Consider the following 23,490-nt stretch of genomic DNA (forward strand, 5'->3'; position numbering starts at 1 on the left):
TCATCATAGTTTGCGCATCAGCGTCAAAAAGTAAGCACCGCCCAACAGGGTGGCCACCAAACCCGCCGGTACCTCATAAGGAAAGAAAAGATAGCGCCCTAACCAATCGGCCACGATCATCATCAACATGCCGATCAGGCCTGCGCCCACTAATTGAACCACTGGCTTATGCCAGCCCAGAGCCCGCGCCATATGTGGCGCCAACAGGCCAACAAAACTTAAAGGGCCGATCAACAGCGTGGCGCCCACCGTCAACAATGCGCTCAACACAATCATCAATACCCGCGCCAGCGGCACCCTTACGCCCAAGCTTTGAGCCATAACAGCGCCTAAATCTAACAGTTGTAGCCAACGTGCCAACGGTAGGCAGGCCGTAAACAGCAAAAGCGCAATCAGCATTAAACTGAGGGCTAAAGTTGACGTGGCCTGATAGGTTGAGCCTGCCAACCACACCAGCACGCTTTGGATACGCGGATCGCCAGAAGCCAAAAAGAGACGCAAGCAGGCATCAAATAAGGCCGCCACCGCCATGCCGGTTAACAAGACTTTTTCTGGGGCAAAAGCATGCCGATGATTCAGCCACATCACCAACAACAAAACCAGCCCTGCACCGGCCACACCCAATAGCCACTGCATCACCACTCCACCCAAAGACAACCACAAAGCCAACAGCACGCCACCAGCCGTACCGGCGCTGATGCCCAATAGTTCAGGACTGGCCATGGGGTTTTGGCTCATGCGCTGCAATATCACGCCGGCCATCGCCAACATCAATCCTGTCGCCATGGCGGCCAAAAGACGGGGATAGCGTAGGTTCAGCAATAATTCCTGCCAACCCGTCCATTGCCATCCTTGGGCACCTTGGCTGACAAACAGACTGAACGCCACGCCAACCACAACAGCCACGCCCAATAGCCACAGCAAGTAAGGCCTAGCTAATGGCAGCTGGGCATGGCTGCGGCCAGACAAGTGTGGCGTGGCTAACGGCATGGCTTTAAAAATCAGCCACAGCAGCAACGGTGCACCAACGAGGGCTGTGACCGCACCCGTACCCATCTGCCAGCCCCACAGTTGCTGCGCCCATTGCACGCTCACATCGGTCAATAACAGCAAGCAGGCACCGACCCAAGCGGCCAAGGCTAGGCGCAACCATAGGCGCTGTAGGCTCAACTGCTGTACCGTTGCCGCAGCCGCCAATCCCACAAAACCCAGCATGCCAACCATGCTGACAATACTGGCGCACACATAGGCCGCCAAACCAAAGCCGACTAAGCGAATCCATCTCACCGGCACACCTAAGCTTTGTGCCTGCACTGAGCCCAAGCTCATGATGCTCAGTGGCCGCAGCAATAGTCCCACGCCCACGACGCTGAAACCTAAACGCCAAGCTAATGTGTGTACTTGTCCCCAACTATCCTGCACTAAGGAACCACTGCCCCACAGCATGACGCTACGTGCCTCCTCTGAGAAAAACAACCACACCACGGAAGCTAAGGCACCAAAATATAGGTTGACCACCAGCCCAGCTAAAATCATTTTACTGGCCGCTTGATGCCGCCCAGCACAAAGGAGCAACACCAGCGCCAAGCTTAATCCAGCCCCCACGAAGGCCCATAATTCCTCCGACCACATTAAGCCAGCGGGCCAAAACACACTCACTAATAATAGGCTGAGCTGTGCACCACTGCTCACGGCCAAAGTGCTGTCAGCCGCCAAAGGATTGTGCGTCAGTTGCTGCAACAACAAGGCCGCTAGGCCCAGTCCAGCACCGGCTAGGCAGGCCATTACCAAACGTGGCCATACATTATTGCTGAATAGAAAATCGGTCATTGTTAAGGCAGCAGGATCGCCAAACAAAGCCCAACTACTCGGCCCATATTGAAGCAGAAACAGCGCCAGCACGACCGCACAGAGACTAGGTAAACCAAGCGCCAGTAGCCACGGAGCCGTTTTGGGTGACCAATGGATCATGACTGCCCCCCTTGCGCCTGTAAGCGTTGACTCAGAACGTCGGCAAAACGCCCCATAGCAGGCAATCCTCCGAATGACCAGACTGCGGGCAAATTAAGCGTGTGCTGCGGTTGCCCAAACGGCAACCGCAGCCACAGCTTATTCTGGGCCACTTGTTGGGCTAAGTGTGGCGGATACGGCGCCACAATCACCATCAGCGTATTAACCGGTAACTTAGCCAACTGGGTTAAATCGATCTGCTCTGCACCCCAAGCGTTATGAACCTTGGGCCAGGCATTATTTAAAGACATCATGCTTAAGACGGTGCCGTATAGGCTATTAGTGCCATAGATACGCAAATGACGCGCATCAACAAATTGGACGACGGCCAGCGGTCGATCACGCCACGCCGCAACAGCAAGACCTTGTTGACGTAATTGGGTTTGAGTTTGGTGAATTAGTTTTTCCGCTGCCTGAGGTCGCTTAATCAACGTCCCCAATGTCCGTGTAGCAGCTACGCTCTGGGCCCAGCTGTGGCCCTTGTCAGAATAGAATTCCAGATTGATTTTTTGACCGAGACTAGGCAGATTCGGCAGCGCCTGTTGTAGCCATTGAGCGTTCACAATATAGTCTGGCTGTAATGACAGCACCAACTCAATATTGGGCTGGGTACGTAAGCCTAAATCAACACTGCTGACAGGCAGCTTCGGTTCGATGACCCAGCGCTCATAGGCGCGTTTATCGCCCACACCAATCGGTGGGTGCTGCAAAGCCACTAAAGTTTCGGCTACCGTCCAATCCGATGTAATGATGCGTACATCCTGAGCCATCGCTTGTGAGCTAACTAGGCTCGAGATACTCAGCCAGCACAGCCAGAACCAGCGCCTCATGGTAAGGCCACCCAGGCTTTAGTAATGGGGTGCTGAACCAGATGCAGCGCCAGCCCATAAATATCAGCCAGAATTTCTGGTTGCATGATGTATTTAGGCGGCCCTTGATACACCAGACTGCCCCCCTTTAAGGCCATGATGTGATCACAGTATTGCGCAGCTAAATTAATGTCGTGCAGTACCACCACAATGCCGATGTTTAAGCTATGGGCCAGATGCTTCACCAAGGCCATGACTTCGATTTGATGGCGTAGGTCTAAGGCGGCAAGGGGCTCGTCCAATAATAAATACTGCGTATTTTGCGCCAAACACATCGCCAACCAAACTCGTTGTCGTTCGCCGCCAGAGAGTTGATCAACCTGCGCGTCCGCAAATGCCTGAGTATGGGTTTGGGCTAAAGCCTCATCCACCATCGCCCAATCGGCCGCGCCATATTGCCCCACCAAACCATGCCAGGCATAGCGTCCCATCACCACCAAATCACGCACGCTAAGGCCGGGTGCGGCAGGCAGGTGCTGCGGCAAATAGGCCACCTTCTGGGCAAAATCGCGTGCACCCCATTGCCCCATAGGCCGATCAAACAGTCGTAACTCACCCGTAGTGGCCGTTTGCTGCTTAGCCAAAAGCTTTAACAACGTAGATTTACCTGAGCCGTTGTGGCCGACCAAACCATACACCTGACCCGTTTCAAAGGTGGCGGACAATGGTTGCAATAAGGTGCGGGTGGGCACAGAAAAACCCACTTCATAAAGTTGATACATAGACGGAGGGAGCAGATCTGCTCAAACAAATTAAACGGCGACCATCTTAACACGAATAAGAAGCATTCATTTTAAAATGAAGTTCAATAGGGCACATAAAAAACCAATAACGCAATTCAAATACACTATTTAGCCATTAAATTAGTATTAATTTAATTAGATTATACTAATTATTGATAAAACGATGACCGTATCATCATGGCCAGCTGACAGCACAAAGCCCAGTCTCACGGACTGGGCTTTGTGTACATAATCTGAGTATGGCTTATTTTTTTCGACGCATGACCTGTATGAATTTCACTACCCCAACCAACAGAGCTAACGCCAAGAATGCATAGCCTAAAGGCAGGAAAATGGTCTCGTGCAGGACGCCCTGATCATCTAGATACGTTTGTTCCATATTATAGACAAATGAGCTCACCGCCAAAAACAACAGCAAAATAATCAACTTAACTGGCATAAAGATCCCTTTAAGAAATAATTAAAACTGACTTATCATACACCATTTAAATGCGACCAAACCATTAAGGGCAACAATGCCTTAGGCCTTAGGCAGCCAAAGCCTTACGGATGATTTTGGTCACAACAATTTGCTCTGAGGCCCAATCAAAATCAGGCGTCAACACTTTGCGCCCCAAAGTGCCATCGACTAGGGTCAATAACCAGCCAGCCGTCATCAGAGGGTCAAGCGTGGCATCGATGGTGCCCTCGGCGATCCCAGCACTCACCCACTGCGCCAGTTTTTGCTTATTGGCCTCTTCTGTGGCCAAAAATACCTGACGCACTTCTTGGTTACGCACCGCTTCAGCGGCAATTTCCATGCTGATCTGGGCGTATTCAGTGCTGCTATTCACGTAGGCCATCATAGCCAACACAGTCTGGACAATGGCTTCAAGAGGCTGTTGATGATGCCCTTGCTGGGTAAAAATGGCCTCAAGTAGCTGGCCATCCTCTTGCGCAATGGCCTCGATAATGGCCATTTTACTGGGAAAATAATGAAATAAATTACCAGGGCTCATCCCCGCAGCTTTACAAATTTCCGCCGTGGACGTTTGGTGAAAGCCCTTTTGGGCAAAACAGCTTATCGCAGCGGTCAGGATTTGGGCCATTTTGGCCAGCTGTTTCGGTGTTGGCTCTGTCTTCATAGTCTTCATTTCTATCATGGCGCACATGGCGCCAACGGGTTAAGCATCATGCAGCCACATGACGCATGTCTCGAATCTTTAATTATAAGCTTATTTTACGACAATCGGCAGGCAGGTACGCCCCTTAATTTTAGGCAGCGCTCACAATACCTAACTTATCCTCCACAAGCCCAAAAATGGCGGCAGTGGGCTTGGCTGAATTTAACCATAGAGCGCATAGACTTAACTGTCCCTAATCCCATGCCAAAACCAACGTAGTTAACTCATGCCCAAACGCATAACAGCTCATTATGATTCGCCCCATTCACCTTAAAACCTTGGGCTCTGTTTTTTGACGCAACCGTACATAACAACCATTGGTCCACATTCGTAAACACCATTCCAGCGGGCCATAAGCATAATAACGTAGCCAATAGTGGCTCAACGCGGTTTGGCCTAAAAACAATGCGCAGGCCAACCAAAATATCGTGGTCGGGGCACATTGACCGATCAAGCCTAGGCCGATGCCGTAAAAAATCAAGCTGCACCACAGCGACTGCAAGACATAGTTAGACAGTGCCATTTTCCCTGCCGGCGCCAGCCACTCTGTGATCACCGTGCCCCATCGGCTTTGGTAAACTGCAACCGCCAAGGCCATATAAGCCATGCTCAAGGCAGGACCGGTCAAAACACTCAAGGCCAGCGACACCATTTCTAAGCGTGAGCCTGGATGGTAAGTGCTGCTGTAGCCATACAGTACCGCAATTGGCATCCCCACCATCAGCCCCCAAAATCGTAGGCGTTTAAAACAGCGGGCATACTGCGCTAAATGCAGAAAGACCTGACGCCGCCCAGCAATCAACCCTAAACCAAACATCGCCAAAGCCATCGGCCCCTGCATCATCCAGGTGATGATCCAAACCGATTTTAAAGCCAGTACATGCTGTTCGATCACGCTGGCCATGCCCCCTTGAAATCCTACCGTAATGGCCGCTAGTTCAGCCAGCTGGGCGGCCTCTGTCATCTGTACGCCTTCGCGCTGAAACGCCAGAAACAGCCACCAAGCGGCCGTCGCCATAATTAAGCTCAACACCAAGCCCAGTAAAAATCGCTCCGATCGCGCCCGCATACTGTAGAGCACAACACCGACTAAAGCATACGTCGTTAAAATATCGCCATGATACAAGAAGACTGCATGTAAGGCTCCGATCACCGCCAAGCCTAATAGACGCCGCATAAATGAGGTAAAAAAAGACGCCTGCCGCCGCTGAGCCGACATCATCTGAATAGTGAAGCTGTAGCCAAACAAAAATGAAAACAAAAGATAAAATTTGGTTTCAAAAAATGCCGCCACGATAAAGGTCACCAACCTATCCCCTGCACTGATCGCCATCGGACTGGTTAAACCGCTGCCGTAATAAGGCGAGGCAAACACCGAAATATTCACCAGTAAAATGCCCCACAAAGCAAAACCGCGTAACGCATCCAGAAAAAACTGTCTGGGCGCACTCGACTGAGGCACGCTGATCAATCGCTTTTTGGCTTCAACCATGATGTTTAAACCCACAATAAAATTAGACCAGTCAGTCTAATTTAACACAAGGATTTTGTCGAGCACTCTATATAGAAGACCGCCCATAACGCTTAACCATGACCATAATGGTTCGATAAACCCATGAATAAGGCCTGACTAAAAGCCTTTATTAATACATAAATTGACCATCATCTAAAAATTTTCTTCATAAATTCAATCGATATAGGTGCACATAGATCAAGTCTATCCAAATATCACCATCGAATATGGCTGGATAAATTTAAAATTTGGTTCGTATTTATATATATAATTTAAGCCAAAACAGCATAAGACAAAAAAAACAGATTCAGGCAATCTAGCATGAACAACAACAATGCACTGAAGAGAGAGGAACACCGATGCACGTTTATCAAACCGTGGTACGGGGTCATTTAATCTTGGCCCACACCGAAATCCCTGATGGCTATGTAGCTATCGATCAAGGTAAAGTCGCCCGCATTGGCGCCGCCAGCGCCGGCCTACCTGCTGCTGAAACCGTTTACGACCACCGCGGTAGCTATGTATTCCCTGCCGCCATTGACGCCCAAGTACACAGCCGTAGCCAGCTCAATCAAGAAGACTTCATTTGGTCGACCCGTTCCGCAGCTGCCGGCGGCGTGGGCACCATCATTGATATGCCTTACGACTCTGGTCGCTTGATCTGCGACGCTGAACGCTTTGAGCTAAAGAAACAAGAGGCTCAGGCTCAAGCTCGGGTCGACTTTGCCCTATACGGTACGGTGCATCCTGACGAAGGCGCGAGCAAGATTGATGAAATCGTGGCCGCTGGCGCCATTGGCTTTAAATTCTCAACGTTTGGCACCGATCCGGAGCGCTTTCCGCGCATTCCACCGAAAACCATGCATGAGTGCTTTGCCCAAATCGCCAAGCATGGGCTATTTGGCGGCGTCCACAACGAAGACGATGAAACCATCAAAACCTTAACCGCTGAATTCAAAGCGGCGGGCATCACCGATTACACCGCCCACGCCGCCACCCGACCCATTTATGCGGAAAACCTCGCCATCCATCAAATTTATGAATTGGGCGCCGACACCGGTTGCCGCACCCACGTGGTGCACTGTTCGAATAAGCGCGGCTACGACATTTGCCAAAGCTATCAGCAGCAAGGCTTTCCCACCACCATCGAAGCTTGCCTTCACTATATGGTGTTAAGCGAGGATGAAGACGTTGCCCGTCTGGGTGGCCGCGCCAAGGTCAACCCACCGATTCGGCCGCAGCAAGAGCGTGAAGGCCTCTGGCAGCACTTGGCCGCCGGCAACATCACTGTAGTGTCGACCGATCACGTCAGCTGGTCGCTAGACCGCAAAACCCACGCCAATATTTTTGACAACGCCTCTGGCGCCACTGGCCTCGCCCTACTGCTGCCGTTGATGATTCATGGCGCAGCCAAGCGCGGCATTTCTCTGACCCGTATTGCCCAAGTACTGGCCTACAACCCAGCGCGTTTATTCAGCCTACAGCACCAAAAAGGCGCTTTAGAATTAGGCTGCGACGCGGATTTGGCCATTGTGCGTAAAGAGCCTTACCAATACGATGCCAAAGCCAGCGGCCATAATTTTGCCGACTGGAGCCCTTACGATGGCTTAACCATCGACTATCAGGTCAGCGCCACCATGCTGAGGGGCCAATGGATTTTTGCCAACGAACAGGTTTTGAGCGAACCGGGATCGGGCCAGTTTGTCCGTCCAGCCCACACGCTGCCTGCGGAGGCATCAGCATGAGCTTAATCGACACCCAACGCTATTGGCAGCAGCTGATGACCTTAGGTCAAATCACCGACCCTAACCAGCCTTACACACGCCGCTCGTTTAGCGACTTATTCTTACAAGGCCGCAGCTGGTTAACCGAACAAATGCAGGCCGCAGGCCTTACCGTTCATGTGGACGCCGCCGGCAATTTAATCGGCCGAAAAGCAGGTAAAAAACCAGAGCTAGGCGCCATCATGCTCGGCTCACACAGCGATTCTGTGCCTTCCGGCGGACGCTTTGACGGCATTGCAGGGGTGATTGCCGCCCTAGAGTGCGCCCAAGCCTTACAGCAGCACGGTATTGAATTGAACCATGATTTAGAAATCGTGGATTTTTTGGCCGAAGAACCCAGCGAATGGGGCGTCTCCTGCGTCGGCAGCCGTGGTTTAAGCGGCTACCTCACGCCGGAACTGTTACAAACACCTCATCCAAAAACCCAAGAGCTTTTAGCCGATGCCTTGGCACGTATGGGCGGTGACGCCAGCAAGCTACAGGTTCGCCACGACGTGGCCGCCTTTTTGGAGCTGCACATTGAGCAAGGCCTAGTACTGGAACAAACCCAAATCGACATCGGCGTGGTCACTGGCATCGTCGGCATCATTCGACTGAGCATCACCTTCCAAGGCCAAGCAGCCCATGCCGGCACCACGCCGATGACGCTGCGCCAAGACGCTCTGACGGCAGCGGCCAACACCATTGTGTCGGCCCAAAACCTGGCCCAAGAGATGGCCGCGCGCCCTGAAGGCTATTTTGTCGCCACCTGCGGCCAGGTGCACAACCATCCCAACGCCAGCAACGTGGTGCCTGGACGAACTCAAGTCGTCTTCGACATCCGCTCTGACACTCGCGGCTGGATGACTGAATTCGTCGACGCCATGAACATACTTGCCGTGCAGCACGCCCAAGCAGCGGGCGTGGCCATGACGCAATTCGAACGCCTAACCGACACCTACCCTATGGCCTGCGATGAAGCTTTGATGCAACATATTGAAGCCGCCACCACGGCCTTAGGCCACAGCCAGCAGCGTATGCCCAGCGGCGCCGGCCACGATGCAGCCTTCTTGGCCAAAGTCGCCCCCAGCGCCATGGTGTTTGTGCCCAGCGTGGCGGGGAAAAGCCATTGTCCAGAAGAATGGACGCCAGAAGCAGATTTAAGTAAGGGCGTGGCTGTCTTGATGCAGGCGCTATTGAACACAGATGCAGCGGCCGATTAAGCGGCTGCTATAAAACCAACAACGGAGAATGAAACATGGCCAGAATTTTAACCTTAGAAGACGTTGAGTTTGCCCTGCGCGGCGGCTCAGTATTTGCCTGCGGTGGCGGTGGCTGGGTGGCCCACGGGCGTGAGCTCGGCACCATGGCGGTCACCATTGGTCGTCCTGAGCTGGTGAGCCTAGACGAGGTCGCCGACGACGCTTGGATTGCCACCGCTGCCGCCATCGGCGCACCCGGTGGACTGACCGACTGGGAAATGTTGGGCATGGACTATGTTAAAGCCGCGTCCTTATTGCAAGAAGCCTTAGGCGACAAACTATACGGTCTGATCATCGGCCAAAACGGCATGTCATCCACCATGAATGCTTGGCTACCCTCTGCCGTCTTGGGCACCAAAGTAATCGACGCCGTGGGTGACATTCGCGCTCATCCAACCGGTGACATGGGCTCAATCGGTATGGCAAACTCCACCGAACAAATGATCCAAACCGCTGTCGGCGGCAATCGCGCCAATAATCAATACATTGAACTGGTGACCCGCGGCGCCACCGCCAAAGTCTCGCCGATTCTGCGTAAAGCCTCAGACATGTCTGGCGGCTTCATTGCCAGCTGCCGTAATCCTTTACGCGCCGAATACGTGCGCCGTAACGCGGCCTTAGGCGGTATTTCTAAAGCCCTGACCCTAGGCCAAGCCATCATGGCGGCCGAGCCCAAAGGCGGTAACGCCGTAGTCGACGCCATCTGCAACAGCACTCAGGGCAGCATCATCGCCTCGGGTAAAGTCAGCGCCAATACCTTACGCTACACCGACGAAGCCTTTGATGTGGGCGTGATTGAAGTGGGCACCGGCAAAGACCTAGTGCGCATTCACGTCATGAACGAACACATGGCGGTCGAAAATACCCAAGGCGATCGCTTGGCGACTTACCCTGACGTGATCACCACGCTGAACCGCGATGGCCAACCGATCAGCGCTGGCCAAGTACACGTAGGCATGGACATTTTGGTGCTGCACGTGGCCAAACAGCATTTACCGCTGTCGTCCAGCGTGGTCGACCCCAGCGTTTATCCCCACGTTGAAGCCACTTTAGGCATCAACCTCAGCGATTACGCCCTTAAATCTTAATAATCAACAGCCCCTCAAGGGGCGCATACAAAGGATCAAACATGAGTCGTACCTTTACCGTCACCGGCGGCAACGCCTTACGCTGTCGTGGCTGGCGCCAAGAAGCGCTGCTACGCCTACTAGAAAATGTATTGGCCGTTGGCGAAGACCCTGACAACCTCATCGTCTACGCCGCCATGGGCCGTGCCGCCCGCGATTGGCCTAGCCACGACGCCATCGTCAATGCCCTGACCAGCATGACGGAAGACTACACCTTGATTGTCCAGTCAGGTAAACCCATTGGCCTCTTAAAAACCCACAGCAAAGCCCCTTTAGTGATCATGGCCAACTGTAATGTCGTAGGCCAATGGGCCAAGGCTGAAGTGTTTTATGAGCTGGAGAAAAAAGGCTTAATCTGCTGGGGCGGCCTCACCGCTGGCGACTGGCAATACATTGGCTCGCAAGGCGTGATTCAAGGCACTTATGAAATCTTTAGCCGCATCGCCGAACGCCATTTCGACAGCAACCTAGCCGGCCGCTTCATTCTGACCGCAGGCCTTGGCGGCATGGGCGGCGCACAGCCCTTAGCAGGTTATATGGCCAAAGCCGCCACGCTGGTCGTGGAAATCGACCCAGAACGGATTGAAAAGCGCCTCAGCATTGGCTATTTACAAAAACGTGCCGACACCTTAGATGAAGCACTGGCCTTAATCCAAGCTGCACAGGCCAAAAAAGAAGCCATTTCAGTGGGCCTATTGGGCAATGCCGCCGATGTGTATCCAGAGCTGGTCGCCCGCGGCATCACGCCCGACATCGTCACCGACCAAACCTCGGCTCACGATTTAGTCTATGGCTACGTGCCTCAAGGTTATGATATGGCAGCGATTAAAACCATGCGTGAGCATGACCACCCAACGCTGATGGCGGCCAGCTTAGCCAGCATCAAGGCCCACGTTGAAGCCATGCTGACGTTCCAAGCGCGCGGCGCCATCGTCTTTGACAATGGCAACCTGATTCGCACCCATGCCCACAACGCTGGCGTCAGCAACGCTTTTGACATCCCGGTGTTCACCGAAGCCTTCCTACGCCCGCTATTCTGCCGCGCGATTGGTCCCTTCCGCTGGGTGGCCCTGTCGAATAATCCGCAAGACATCGCCGTGATTGACGACTACATTCTGACCCGTTTCCCAGACAATAAAATCGTCACCAATTGGATTAACCTAGCCCGTGACTCTGTGCCGTTTGAAGGCTTACCAGCACGCATCGCCTGGCTGGGTCATCAAGAGCGTACTGATTTGGCCTTAGCCGTGAACGAGATGGTTGCCGATGGGCGCTTACAGGCCCCGATCGCCTTTACCCGCGATCACTTAGACGCCGGCGCGATGGCCCACCCCAACATCATGACCGAGAATTTAATTGATGGCTCAGACGCCATTGCCGACTGGCCGCTGATCAATGCCATGGTGAACTGTGCCTCACAGGCTGATTTAGTGGCGATTCACTCTGGCGGCGGCGGCTACAGCGGCTACATGACGTCCGCCGGCGTGACCGTCGTTGCCGACGGCACCGAGGCCGCAGCAGAACGCTTACAGCTAAGCATGACCAACGACACCAGCCTAGGCGTGATGCGCTATGCCGACGCTGGTTATCCAGAGGCCCTAGACGAAGCCATGCAAAAAGGATTGCAGTACATTTCACTCACCCAATAAGCTGAACCCGCCGCGTCAAGCCTTGGTTTGGCGCAGCGAACGCATTCACAGCAGAGGCCTTGCTACAGACAAGGCCTCATAATAAAAAAATACCGCAGGACCGAGGAGAATTTTATGAACACCAGTCAAACCGCCCCTAAGCCGACACCGCAAAGCGCCCGTAAAGCCGTCGCTGCGGCCTCTGTGGGCAATGCGCTCGAATGGTATGACTTCAGCGTTTTTGCCTTTTTTGCCGCTTACATCGGCCATAGTTTCTTTGTCGAGGGGGATGAAACCTCGGCCTTAATCAAAACCTTTTTAGTGTTTGCCGTCGGCTTTATTGCCCGCCCCTTAGGCGCGCTATTTTTAGGCCTATACGGTGATCGTGTCGGCCGCAAAGCCGCCCTCACCTTAACCATTAGCCTGATGGCCGTGGGTACGTTCATCATCGCGGTGGCGCCACCTTTATGGATGATTGGCGCCGGTGCGCCGCTATTATTACTGGTCGGTCGTTTGCTGCAAGGCTTCTCTGCCGGCGGCGAAATCGGCGGCGCGACTGCTTTTCTGGTTGAATCGGCACCCGAAGATAAAAAAGCCAGCTACGCCTCATGGCTACAGGCCAGCATGGGCATTTCCAACATTTTGGCAGCCTTAGTTGGCGTTGGCGTGACGACTTTTTTCACCGAGCCCGAGATCCAGCAGTGGGCCTGGCGTTTGCCGTTCATCATCGGCCTATTGATTGTGCCCGTAGGCATCTACATTCGCCGCAACCTCGATGAAACGCCCGAATTTCAAGCCCAAGCACAGCACACCAGCAAAGAACACACCCCCTTGTTTGACATCGTGCGCCGCTACCCTTTGCATCTGCTGTATGGCGCGATGTTCTCCATTTTATGGACGGTGTGCGTGTATGCCCTAATCATCTACATGCCCACCTATTACACGTCTAAAGTAGTGGGGCTAGGCTTCAGCAAAAACCAAGCCTTTACCGCCTCTCTCATCGGCAACGTGTTTATGGTCATCGGCAGCTTGATTTCAGGGCGCTGCGCCGACAAAATCGGCATGGCCAAAGTCTTGCGCTACAGCGCAATTTTGCTGATGGTCGGCAGCTATCCCTTATTGATGTGGCTTCACCACGATCCGGCAATGAGTACCTTGGTGTGCGTACACATCCTGTTCTGCCTGATGGTGGCGGCATTTTCTGGCGCAGCGCCTTCCGCCTTAGCCAGCATTTTCCCGGTAGAAGTACGCTCCACCGGCATGGCCGTGGCCTACAACATCGCCGCTATTTTCTTCGCCGGCTTTACCCCTGCACTGCTCACTTGGGCCACCAGCCATAACGTCATGGCGCCTTCCTTGTACTTAGCCGGCGCCTGCGTGATCGCCTTAATTGCGCTGCAAAAAATGTTTGACCTGCCTGGCCCACGCCTAAAAAAGGCCGTCGTACATGGTTAAGGCCAATGCCCTCACCAGCTTGGCGCAGCGCAAACGCTTAGAGTTTGTCACCTTAAGCAGCTATTTGTCGGTGTGCCGCACCCATAGCCCGAGCATCAGCGCCCAGCTTTTAGGCGCCTCACGCTCGGGCGTGAGTGAGCGCCTGAGTAAATTTGAGCAAACTTTAAATATCCCCTTGTTTGAACGCGCCCACAAAAAACTGTACGTCAATGAACAGGGGCTAACCTTGGGCAAGCACATTTTGCCCATGCTGCTATTGGCCCAGTTTGCCAGCCAATGCGCCACGGTGACCGTAAACGCTGAGCCGCTGTCACCGCAGTGGCTCAGCGTCCGCCTACCGCTGCGCTTTTATGGCGGGCCGCTGACCCATGCCCTAGAGGTCGCACTGCGCCACTGCCACAGGCGCTACCCACAGATATTGGTGTGGCCACAACCCTTAGACAGCTATGACGTGCGCCCCAGCAACGACACCCAATGGCAGCCACCTTGGCCGCTAGCAGGTGAAGTCAGCATAGACTGGGCGGCGCCCGATGCCCCGCTTCAGCCCCAGATGCCGCAGGGGCAATGGTGTGTCCTAAGCCATGTCGATTCAGGCCTCAACAGCCGCCTGCATCCAGAAGACCTGCAGACCCTCAAACTGTATCTACCACGCATGCCCTGGCTCTTACTCCAGCAAATCGCGGCCGTCACCGCTGCGGCCACCTGGTCTTTTGAGCACATCAGCCAAGACTATCGCCAGCTGATGACCCAGCCCAATCCTGAACAGCGCATGATTTTGGTTAATAGTCTGCTGCTCGACCCCGAAATCATGGCGCCAGACTGGCAGGTCAGCCGCATTGAACACCTGCCCTTGGCCAGCCTGCACAGCCACAGCCAAGGCCACCACCCGATTGTGGCCGAGTTCGAACAAGTCTTTAGCGCCGCCGTACACAACACCGGCCACAACGACAGCGTGGTGTGGCCCGCCGCGACTCAGCTCAAGCACTGGCACTATCTGCATCAAACCATTCGCTCCGGCTCCATCAGCGCAGGGGCTCAGGCCTTATTTATGTCGCAGCCTGCTTTAAGCATTCAACTCAAGCAGCTGGAACAGGCCCTAGGCACCAAGCTTTTAGAGCGCGGCATGGGCGTGCGCCACCTAACCATGACGCCGTTTGGCCAGCTGTTTTACGAACTGTGCCAAGGCCTGCACGATGCCCACCTACGCCTGATCGACTATAGCGAAGGCCAACGACTGAATCAGCAACAACACCTCTCCTTAGGCGTATTGCCCAGCGTCGACAATAAAAGCACGCTGTTGCAGCTGATTGCCAATCAAGTCACAGCTTGGCAGCAAAAAAATCCTCAGGTGTTTTTAGAAATAGTGGAAGAGCGCCATCGCTATTTAGTCGACGCCTTGCGCAGTCAGGCGCTGCACCTGGCCATCATCGAAGCCGATTCACCTTGGGTAACCCACCTACCGCTGCTGGCCCCAGAGGCCATGGGCTTAGTATTGAGTACCCAGCATCCACACGCAGGCCTCAGCCAGCTGGACTGGTCACAATTAAGCGACTATCCCTTGGTGTTGCCGCGTAAAAGCACCGGCATGCGGCTGTTAATTGACGAACATTGCCTCAGCCTTGGTTTGACCCTAAGGCCGGCGCTGGAATCTGACAGCCTCAACATCAACCAATACTGGCTCAGCGAAGGCCGCTATGCTGCCATTTTGCCGCGTTCAGCCGTCTCCCAGCTGATTGAACAAGGCAAAGTGGCCTTCATTCCGCTGGCGCCTACCTTACAACGCGTCTTACGCATCGCCTATTTAAGCAATCGGGTGCTCAGCCCGACCGAGCAAAGCCTGGTGCAATGCCTTTTGGCAGAGGCCGAAGCCGCACCCCATCACAGCAGCACCCCACCATAACAACAAAGACTTTGGAGAAATCGATGAAACGCTTATTAATTGCGACTCTTTTGTGCGGCCACAGCCTCGCTTGGGCCAACCTCACGCTCACCCCCGAGCGCCAACTGACCCTAGCCCAAGTTGACAGCGTGGCTCAGCAGCACGAAGCCGTCAGCCTTAACGCCGCCGCCTGGGCCAACGTACGCGCCGGCCATGAAGTGGTGCTACAGGCAGCCTTGAACAATCAAGCCGTTTATGGCCTCACCGTGGGCGTGGGCTGGAATAAAGACCACCCAGTTTTTGAAGAGCACCACGGCCAGCGCACTCTGTCGCCTGAGCTCTTGACGCTGTCGCGCCAGTTCAATCAATCGTCTTTACGCGCCCACAGCGCTGGGTTAGGCGAACCCTTGCCCGAAGCCGTAGTGCGCGCCGCCATGTTGATGCGTCTGAACACGTTTTTAAACGGTGAAGCCGGCGTATCCGCCGCCGTGGCCGAACAATACATCGCCTTTCTCAACCACGGCATCACCCCCATCGTGCCCAGCCGCGGCAGCGTTGGCGAAGCCGACATCACCCTCGCTGCCCATATTGGCTTAGCCATGATCGGTGAATGGGACGTTTGGTACCAAGGTAAGCGCCAGCCGGCGAGTAAAGTCATGGCCAAGCTAGGCATTAAGCCCCTACAGCCCATTGGTAAAGACTTTTTATCCATCCTCAGCACCAACGCTTTAATGGCCGCCCAAGCACAGCAAACCTTGCGTTCAGCGCAACGCCTCTACCAGCAGGAACTGGCCCTATTTGTGCTGATGCTCGAAGGCATGAACGGCAACGTTGCCCCCTTTAGCCACACCGCCATGCAAGCACGCCCATTCCCCGCCGCCAGCGCCGCCGCGGCCGACATTCGCCTCCAGCTGGATGGCAGCGATCTGTGGCAAACTCACCCACAGCGTGCGCTGCAAGACCCTTTATCCTATCGCTCTATGGCCTATACCCTGGGTGAAGTGCGCCAAGCCATGAGCCAACTCGAAACAGCTTTAACCTTGCAAATCAATCACAGTGACGACAATCCCGTGGTCTTAATCCATGGTTTAAACAATGCCGATGAAGGTAGCCAGATGCACCAATATGCCGTCTCCGGCAGCCATGAAGGCGCCATTGTGCCCACCGCCAACTTCAATTTTTTACCGGTGGCCCAAAGCGCCGCCCAGCTGAATGAAGCTTTAGCCAAGCTGGCCGAAATCATGACTCAGCAATTGATTCGCCTGGAAAATCCCGAGTTGACCAAACTGCCACGGTTTCTGGCGGCGCCCAACAACCACGGCCATGCCTTCGGCGCCATTCAAAAACCATTCGTTGCCACCAACCAACACATCAAAACGCTGGCTCAACCACTCTGGTTTGATTCGGTTACCCTCGCCGGCAGCATCGAAGACACAGCCAGCATGAGCAACCAAACCCTAGCCAATACACAAGCCATCATCGACGGCGTATACGAAATCGCTGCCTTCCAGCTGTTGCATGGCGCCCAAGCGGTGGCCCTACGCCCCGACTTCACCCCCAGCCGCAGCACTCAAAAACTGCTGAAGGCCTATCGCCAGCAGGTACCCTTCATTGAGCAAGACATAGCCTACACGCCGCTGATAGAAAAAAGTCTGCGTTTTTGGCGCAGCTATCAGCCTCATTAAGCCCTAAAGCCCTTAATCCCTAAACATTGGGGCTAAGGGCCATTCACACCCCTTCTCCCATAAATCCGCTATAATCAACTGCAGCCCTAACGGCACGTTTACCACACCTCAAAAAGTCTAACCCATGCACCCCAAAAACATTGGTCGGCTGGCCCTACCGCTCTTCACGCTCGCACTGGCGAGCTGCGCGCAACCCACGTCGCCTCAATCTGTAGCCGCAACAGGCGACTACGTCAGCGCCGACTACAACCAACGCGACGCAGGCTACGATTGGCTAGCCGTAAGCTTAAGTTCAACGCAACAAGGGCAACTGCTCGTTTCAGTACGCGCCCGTAACGACCGCAAACAACCCAGCTGCACTTTCGACGGATACGCCCAGCAAACAGGGCCGCAAACCTATGCCCTCAGCGTCCAAGGTCAAACCATTACCTTAACCGTCACGCCGACCCAACTGAGCATTAAAGCCGACCATGCGAAAGGCGACAGTGCCTTGGCCTACTACTGCTCTGGCGGCGCCACCCTTGCAGGCACCTACCACAAGCTAGCCGCACCATTAGACCGCCGCCAGTTAGACCCCCGCCCGTTCACTCCAGGCGCTTAAACACAAAAAAGGACACCTTACGGTGTCCTTTTTAATCTAGCAGCTTACTTAAACCGCTGCGGCCAAGCCTAGCCCTTCAACCTGAAGCGCAGCCTGGCTAATCGCCTGCTGCTTGCTTTCTGGAGACAGATTCACGCCTTCGGCACGAATCACTTCAATGTCGGTTACGCCGGTAAAGCCCAAGGCCGTACGCACAAAGCCTTCTTGAAAATCTAAGGCGTGTTCATCGCCATAAACGCCACCGCGACTGCTGACCAGATAAACTTTCTTATCACCAGCTAAGCCTTCAACGCCTTCAGCCGTATAGCGAAAGGTGCGGCGCGCCACTAAAACGTGGTCAAACCACGCTTTTAAGGTTGATGGCACGGTAAAGTTATACATGGGCACGCCTAGCACCAACACGTCGGCGTTTAAGTATTGTTCAATTAATCGGTCGCTTAACGCCATCTGCTCTGCCGTTGGGCTCATTAAAGCCGTGCCGCTTAAGTGGCCTACGGGGTTTTGGTCTAAATCCAAATACGTCACTTCGGCGTCGGTGTGCTGCTGCTTTAACTGAGCCACCACGGCGGCAGTTAGTTTTTTAGAAACGGACTCCGTATCCATGATGCTGCTGTCGATGTGTAAAATATTCATTGCACTCTGGTCCTAATATTGATTTATTCTGTTGGCACGAGCTGATCTAACCCGCTTTGATTAAGGTTTATTATCCTTGAATACTCTGGGTTTGAGTACGCCCAAGACCAGAACTGATCGTGCCAAAAATAGAACAATTGACCCGCGCGGCTACCGAAACATTCAGCCGCCACTACTCAGGCCGCCTTAACCCTATTAATAACAATCGGCTAATGACTGCCCATAGCCCATCCCGCTGACACCAGACTAGGCTAAATCCCGCCTCAGCACAGCAGCATGGCCTAAATGAGGCTCATGCCAGATGCAGCCACAGACGGCACCCAAAATGACAACACGATGCGGTAACCCGCATCGTGTTTCTGACACAAAATTAACGCTGTGAATCCAGCACTTCATGATTGGTCACGACCTGCTGTGCTTTAGCATAGCTTTCGATTAACAATTTGTAGTGAGGGAAAATATGGGTATAGGCTTCGGCCCATTCAGCCGCATCTTCACGATTCCAAGTGCCCTGTAATTCAGAGGCCACAGCCGCAGTGTCCATCGGCACCGCACCTGCTTGAGCCATACGGGCCAAGGTGATTTCCTGCGCCATTTTAGAATAAGTGCCAGAAGCATCAATCACGACAAAAACTTTATAACCGTCGGCAATGGCACTGATGGCTGGGAAAGCCATGCACACGCTGGTGATGGTGCCCGCAATGATGAGGGTTTTACGGCCAGTGGCTTTGACTGCATTAACAAAATCGGCATTATCCCAAGCGTTGATCTCCCCTTTACGCGCCACATATTGTGCATGTGGTGCCGCCTCATGAATTTCAGGAATCAAAGGGCCATTCGGACCTTGGGGCACAGAGGCCGTAGTGATCACCGGCAGCTTGGCTAACGTAGCCACTTTAGCTAAAGCCGTAGCACGCTCACGTAAGTCAGTCATGGGCATATCGCCCACGGTTTGGAATAGGCCACTTTGATGATCAATCAGCAGCATCACTGCATCGTTGGCGTCAATCACTGGGCGTTGGCCGTTGAAGTTGGCAGGTTGTGACATGAGAAGACTCCTTTTTTTTACAGAATAACAATCTAAAATTTAAAGGCGCTCAATCGGCCTCAGGGCAAATCATCACAGCCTAAACCCACTCCTGAGTCTTGCTGCTGGACTTGATGAATGCATTCTAAATCACGGCAAACGTGCCCAGTAGCCCACGATTCCACAACTTATCGTTTCATAAAAAGAACAATCGCCCATCAATAAAAAATCCAAACAACCATACAAAACCCACAAAACCCATGCATGAGGACACCAGAAAAGACGCCTAATCGCCATTCATCACCTTTAACTTGACTGTGCCAATGCGTGACAGCGCATCAAAATCATTTGTCATTTCGATCATGAGTTAAGTCATGATAAGATGCATTACATACAAAAGCCGATTTTTATGGACAAATGAATACCGTTATGACCGGTATTCATGCAACTTCTACTTAATTTTGAAAAATTGATAAATAAACTGCCTTACACATTGAACCAAAAATGCTTAATCAATATCCAATCTGCCTCAACCGAATTTAGTTGAGCCTCTTTGCCATCAATGGCTAATATTTAATCAACTCAGGTAGATGAAATGAAAGGTGCAATTAAGTTGCCCATCCCAACGGCTTCACAGTAATAGGATGAAAAAAAGCATTCACCATATCTTAAACTAAATCATATACATTTATAAAAACTATATTAAAAACAATTGTTTGGTAAAAATCTATTAGGGACAAAGCTATTTTTTTTGTTCTATAATCAGAGCCTTTTAATAGGGGACGGGGACTATGAAATACATGCCTAAAACCATCGGCTATGCCAGAATCTCAACCGATGATCAAACCTTAGACTTACAGACCGATGCTTTAAAAAAATCTGGGTGTAGCCTGATTTATAATGAAGTGGCCAGCGGTAAAAATGCTCATCAACGCCCTAAATTAATCAAATGCTTGAGCCAATTAAAAGCCGGTGATCGGCTCATCGTCTGGCGCTTAGATCGACTCGGCCGCAGCGTCAATGATTTGGTCAGCATCATTACGCAACTGGAAGAAAAATCCATTTATTTTGAAAGCATTACCGAAAAAATAGACACAAAAAGCAATACTGGCAAGCTGATTTTTCATATTTTTGCTGCTCTGGCCGAGTTTGAACGCAACCTGATTCGTGAGCGTACATTTGCTGGCCTTGCGGCTGCAAAAGCCAGGGGCCGCGTGGGCGGGCGCCGCCCTAAGCTAAACGAACGCCAAATTGAAGAGATTAATCATCTTTTTTTTACCCAAAAAATCACCATTTCGGACTTGGCACAGCAATACAATGTCTCTAGAACCACAATTTCCAATAAGCTGAGGAAGCCTGCTTCATTTTAATACCATGATCTACTCCCTAAAATACGCCTCACCAATTGGTTAAAAAACCAAAAGCCATATAGAAACAATTAAATACATAACAAATGCGTGATGATAGTCAAATTAAATAAGCTTATAAGAGTATGATTTAGCGTAAAATAGACCATCGTCAATAATGGTAGTACACGTTGAAATACACGCTTTTTCAGACCATGGTCACCGTCTGCTTCTGTGGCTTATGGCTAAGTGCTTGTACCATTGACACGCACTTATCAGCAAATGGTTTAATCTGTGTCAACAGCGGCATCCTGCTGCCGTTGGCCAACATGATGCTGACGGTGTTTATCGGCCTCAAGGCGCAACACTATCAGCGCCAAACGGCTACAGGCATTGCCATTTGGACAGCCTCTTTATTATTGGTGTATGCCTTCGCCTAAGACATGAGGCCCTGACCATAAAGCATGATCAGGGCCTACAAAGCAATAACTACCACACTTAGCGTCGGTTAATCCACTTCAGAAAATTCCATCACGATGGTGGCGGAGGCGGTAAAATCGCCCAAGGGAATGTTAGACCCCTGAGTAATCGGTGCCGCAGTTAAATCCCAATTGCCGCTGTTACTCGGCGTTTCTGGCATCTTGGTGAATTCATTGGGCTTCACGACTTGCCCTTTATGCTTGACCACCACCGCTAGATTTTCCATGCTGCTGGCCACGTAATCGTTAGAAAAAGAAGCCGGACGTGCGGACAAGCCAATACCAATGCCCTTCATGCCTTTATCGAAACTGCCGCCAGAGCATTGATAAGAAACCGGAATGCTTTTCACATAGCGGCTACCATCTAGGCTGGTCTGAGGGATGTCTTTAAAATCTACTTCAATGGTACGCCCATCGTTCACCACGCACTTATCAGGCACCGTCAATAACGCAGTTTCAATCACCACTCGCGCCATCGGAATGCCACCGTAATCGGTATTGATCCCCGGAATATTAACGCGGCCATACATGTCGACAATTTCCCGCATATTGATGTCAATACCGTTTACAATTGGCTTACGCAGCTTAAACGTCACATAGCCTTTTGAACCAGAGCCAAATGTCGGATGGCTCGCCGTCGGTGGATTGGCGGCATTACAGGCAAACGAAATTCTCATGTCGTTGTCTTGATCAGGAAACGGCACCAAGAAATAGGTGTTACGGTTACCCGCAATAAACATATCGATGCGAATATCGATGTAGTCATTGAGGCGATGGTAGCCTGCATTGCCGTTGATGTCCGACACGGGTAAATTGGTTAAGGCACGATAATGAACCGGCCCCCACAGCGTTTCTCTTGGCTGAGAGCAATAAAAGGTGCCAGGATAAGTACCCGACAAAGAAAAATCATGCCGAAAAGTGCTGCCGGCCACGTTGGCTAATTGCCCGTCTCTCAAGGTGACTCGATACAGGTTAGGCGAGCCTTTTGAGGGTTCGACCTGCCCAGGCTGGCCGGCCCAAGCGGCAGTAGACAGCAAGCAGCCAATGAGCGGCGCCATGAATCGCCATTTAATCAATGAGATCATCATTATCGATATTCCAAGGTAAAATTAGTGATGGCCTGAAAAGCACCCGTTTTAATGTTTTTCGCCTGCACCGCAGAAGGATGTCCTTCTACTCGGGCATGAAACTTAAGGACGTTGCTGCCTGAATTCAGAGTTTGCGCTTCAGTCCACTCCCCTAAAGGCAAGAGCTCATCCGAGTTTTCCTTGCCAAATAGGGCAATGGCGATGTCGTCAGCCCCAGTCACCTTCAATCGACCAGGCAGCTCGCCATCTTCCAGCCCCATGAACATCACCGATACATCATTTAAAATGCTGGTGTCGCAATTCAATAGCCGAATTTCAAACGGCTGCTTCAGCCCCTTGCCGATGCTGTACAGCATTTTGACGTCGACTTCGCGTAGCTGAATGATCTGCTTCTCTGAACCCACATCCAATTCACAGGTTTTTTTAATGACGGTGCCCTTAAAATTCACCTTAGACCCAATCAGCTCCAGTGGATTATTACTGGGAATTTCTTCTGCCTGAGCGCTGCCCAGCAACAGCAGCCCGCTTAGACCCAGCACCACTGCTAATGGCTTGTTCATCATCGCTGCTCCTTATAGATAACTCACACGGATGTTCACGACGGAACTAAACTCACCCCCTCGAACCGATTTTTGCGTGGATTCCAAACCGGCGTAGAACAGCAGCACGTTTTCGCCCGGATTAAGCAAATAAGCCTGATTCACTTCATTCAGCTTAATCACCCGCCCTTGTTGATCGGTAAAACGCACCCCAACGCCACGTGCCTCACCATGTGCCGCCAAAAGCTGAGGGTTGAGCCGATCAGACTCACCCACAAACGTCAGCGTGGCACCGTATTGGCCATTTAAAAACACATCGGTGCCTACCCCATCGGCGCGCGCCTCAAACTGTTCGCCCTGCATCAACGGCCCTCTTGCATCATAAGCACCCAGCAAACAGCCAGAAAACTTTAAACGAATGGGCACAGCGGCACTGCGCGCACCGGCCTGATTAAACGCCTTAGCGCTCACCACGCCTAAATCAACCGACTGGGTGATGGTGTCCATCCGCATCTCACACGTGCTGCTCACCAAAGTACCGATAATGCGTACCGTGCCTAACGTGCCTGAAATGTAGTCATCCGGTAAAGACGCAGCATGGGAGAGGCCACTCAGGCCCAACAAACAAAAAATCAGTGTGCGGTGATTCATAAATCCGTCCTTTATCAGCATAGATTAAG

Annotated in this window: 21 protein-coding genes; 10 read left to right on the forward strand and 11 right to left on the reverse strand. The window is 52.4% G+C overall.

Annotation, left to right across the window (positions count from 1 at the left end):
* Positions 1-3: 3 nt before the first annotated feature.
* From fhuB to AB8Q18_09015, 6 genes are all read right to left on the reverse strand, one after another.
* The gene (gene fhuB, locus AB8Q18_08990) at positions 4-1,971 is read right to left on the reverse strand and encodes a Fe(3+)-hydroxamate ABC transporter permease FhuB (GenBank protein XDZ50330.1); all 1,968 of its coding nucleotides are present in this window, start codon (positions 1,969-1,971) and stop codon (positions 4-6) included.
* A complete protein-coding gene (locus AB8Q18_08995) occupies positions 1,968-2,840 on the reverse strand; it encodes an iron-siderophore ABC transporter substrate-binding protein (protein XDZ50331.1) in 873 nt (290 codons plus the stop codon). The genes fhuB and AB8Q18_08995 overlap by 4 nt, the downstream gene beginning before the upstream one ends.
* Complete coding sequence (locus tag AB8Q18_09000; GenBank protein ID XDZ50332.1) at positions 2,837-3,601, reverse strand: ABC transporter ATP-binding protein; 765 nt, start codon at positions 3,599-3,601, stop codon at positions 2,837-2,839. Before AB8Q18_09000 ends, AB8Q18_08995 begins: the two co-directional genes overlap by 4 nt.
* A 265-nt stretch (positions 3,602-3,866) precedes the next feature.
* Complete coding sequence (locus tag AB8Q18_09005; GenBank protein ID XDZ50333.1) at positions 3,867-4,061, reverse strand: DUF3955 domain-containing protein; 195 nt, start codon at positions 4,059-4,061, stop codon at positions 3,867-3,869.
* A gap of 88 nt (positions 4,062-4,149) precedes the next feature.
* Entirely contained in the window at positions 4,150-4,746 is a 597-nt protein-coding gene (locus AB8Q18_09010; protein ID XDZ50334.1) for a TetR/AcrR family transcriptional regulator, read from the reverse strand.
* 304 nt (positions 4,747-5,050) lie between these two features.
* Positions 5,051-6,277 (reverse strand): DUF418 domain-containing protein, encoded by a 1,227-nt coding sequence (locus AB8Q18_09015; GenBank protein XDZ50335.1) that lies wholly within the window; start codon positions 6,275-6,277, stop codon positions 5,051-5,053.
* Between the two features lie 380 nt (positions 6,278-6,657).
* Between AB8Q18_09015 and AB8Q18_09020 the strand changes: the two genes are divergently transcribed.
* The 8 genes from AB8Q18_09020 (at position 6,658) to AB8Q18_09055 (ending at position 17,698) form a co-directional block, all read left to right on the forward strand.
* Complete coding sequence (locus AB8Q18_09020; protein XDZ50336.1) at positions 6,658-8,043, forward strand: dihydroorotase family protein; 1,386 nt, start codon at positions 6,658-6,660, stop codon at positions 8,041-8,043.
* On the forward strand, positions 8,040-9,284 hold the full coding sequence (locus AB8Q18_09025; protein XDZ50337.1) for a Zn-dependent hydrolase: 1,245 nt from the start codon (positions 8,040-8,042) through the stop codon (positions 9,282-9,284). The genes AB8Q18_09020 and AB8Q18_09025 overlap by 4 nt, the downstream gene beginning before the upstream one ends.
* Before the next feature lie 35 nt (positions 9,285-9,319).
* On the forward strand, positions 9,320-10,411 hold the full coding sequence (locus AB8Q18_09030; GenBank protein XDZ50338.1) for a DUF917 domain-containing protein: 1,092 nt from the start codon (positions 9,320-9,322) through the stop codon (positions 10,409-10,411).
* Between the two features lie 41 nt (positions 10,412-10,452).
* Positions 10,453-12,099, forward strand: a complete 1,647-nt coding sequence (locus AB8Q18_09035) for a urocanate hydratase (GenBank protein XDZ50339.1) — start codon at positions 10,453-10,455, stop codon at positions 12,097-12,099.
* A gap of 114 nt (positions 12,100-12,213) precedes the next feature.
* Entirely contained in the window at positions 12,214-13,533 is a 1,320-nt protein-coding gene (locus AB8Q18_09040; GenBank protein ID XDZ50340.1) for an MFS transporter, read from the forward strand.
* Complete coding sequence (locus tag AB8Q18_09045; protein XDZ50341.1) at positions 13,526-15,433, forward strand: LysR substrate-binding domain-containing protein; 1,908 nt, start codon at positions 13,526-13,528, stop codon at positions 15,431-15,433. Before AB8Q18_09040 ends, AB8Q18_09045 begins: the two co-directional genes overlap by 8 nt.
* A 23-nt stretch (positions 15,434-15,456) precedes the next feature.
* A complete protein-coding gene (gene hutH / locus AB8Q18_09050) occupies positions 15,457-17,097 on the forward strand; it encodes a histidine ammonia-lyase (protein XDZ50342.1) in 1,641 nt (546 codons plus the stop codon).
* A 124-nt stretch (positions 17,098-17,221) separates the two neighbouring features.
* Complete coding sequence (locus AB8Q18_09055) at positions 17,222-17,698, forward strand: hypothetical protein (GenBank protein XDZ50343.1); 477 nt, start codon at positions 17,222-17,224, stop codon at positions 17,696-17,698.
* 48 nt (positions 17,699-17,746) lie between these two features.
* On the opposite strand, the gene AB8Q18_09060 is transcribed toward AB8Q18_09055, so the two are convergent.
* Together AB8Q18_09060 and AB8Q18_09065 are read right to left on the reverse strand one after the other, a co-directional pair.
* On the reverse strand, positions 17,747-18,331 hold the full coding sequence (locus AB8Q18_09060) for an FMN-dependent NADH-azoreductase (protein ID XDZ50344.1): 585 nt from the start codon (positions 18,329-18,331) through the stop codon (positions 17,747-17,749).
* Positions 18,332-18,701: 370 nt separating this feature from the next.
* Entirely contained in the window at positions 18,702-19,379 is a 678-nt protein-coding gene (locus AB8Q18_09065; GenBank protein XDZ50345.1) for a hydrolase, read from the reverse strand.
* Between the two features lie 779 nt (positions 19,380-20,158).
* Between AB8Q18_09065 and AB8Q18_09070 the strand changes: the two genes are divergently transcribed.
* Positions 20,159-20,728 (forward strand): recombinase family protein, encoded by a 570-nt coding sequence (locus AB8Q18_09070; protein XDZ52914.1) that lies wholly within the window; start codon positions 20,159-20,161, stop codon positions 20,726-20,728.
* 167 nt (positions 20,729-20,895) lie between these two features.
* Complete coding sequence (locus AB8Q18_09075) at positions 20,896-21,144, forward strand: hypothetical protein (protein XDZ50346.1); 249 nt, start codon at positions 20,896-20,898, stop codon at positions 21,142-21,144.
* Positions 21,145-21,212: 68 nt separating this feature from the next.
* Here AB8Q18_09075 and AB8Q18_09080 read toward each other — a convergent pair whose 3' ends face one another.
* The 3 genes from AB8Q18_09080 to AB8Q18_09090 are packed head-to-tail and all read right to left on the reverse strand — an operon-like array spanning position 21,213 to position 23,461.
* On the reverse strand, positions 21,213-22,241 hold the full coding sequence (locus AB8Q18_09080) for a fimbrial protein (protein ID XDZ50347.1): 1,029 nt from the start codon (positions 22,239-22,241) through the stop codon (positions 21,213-21,215).
* Between the two features lie 29 nt (positions 22,242-22,270).
* Positions 22,271-22,834, reverse strand: coding sequence for a fimbrial protein (locus AB8Q18_09085; GenBank protein XDZ50348.1), 564 nt, complete (start codon positions 22,832-22,834; stop codon positions 22,271-22,273).
* A gap of 9 nt (positions 22,835-22,843) precedes the next feature.
* The gene (locus AB8Q18_09090; protein XDZ50349.1) at positions 22,844-23,461 is read right to left on the reverse strand and encodes a fimbrial protein; all 618 of its coding nucleotides are present in this window, start codon (positions 23,459-23,461) and stop codon (positions 22,844-22,846) included.
* Positions 23,462-23,490: the final 29 nt, after the last annotated feature.

It is taken from the genome of Neisseriaceae bacterium CLB008, assembly GCA_041228285.1.
Classification (GTDB): Bacteria; Pseudomonadota; Gammaproteobacteria; order Burkholderiales; family Neisseriaceae; genus JAGNPU01.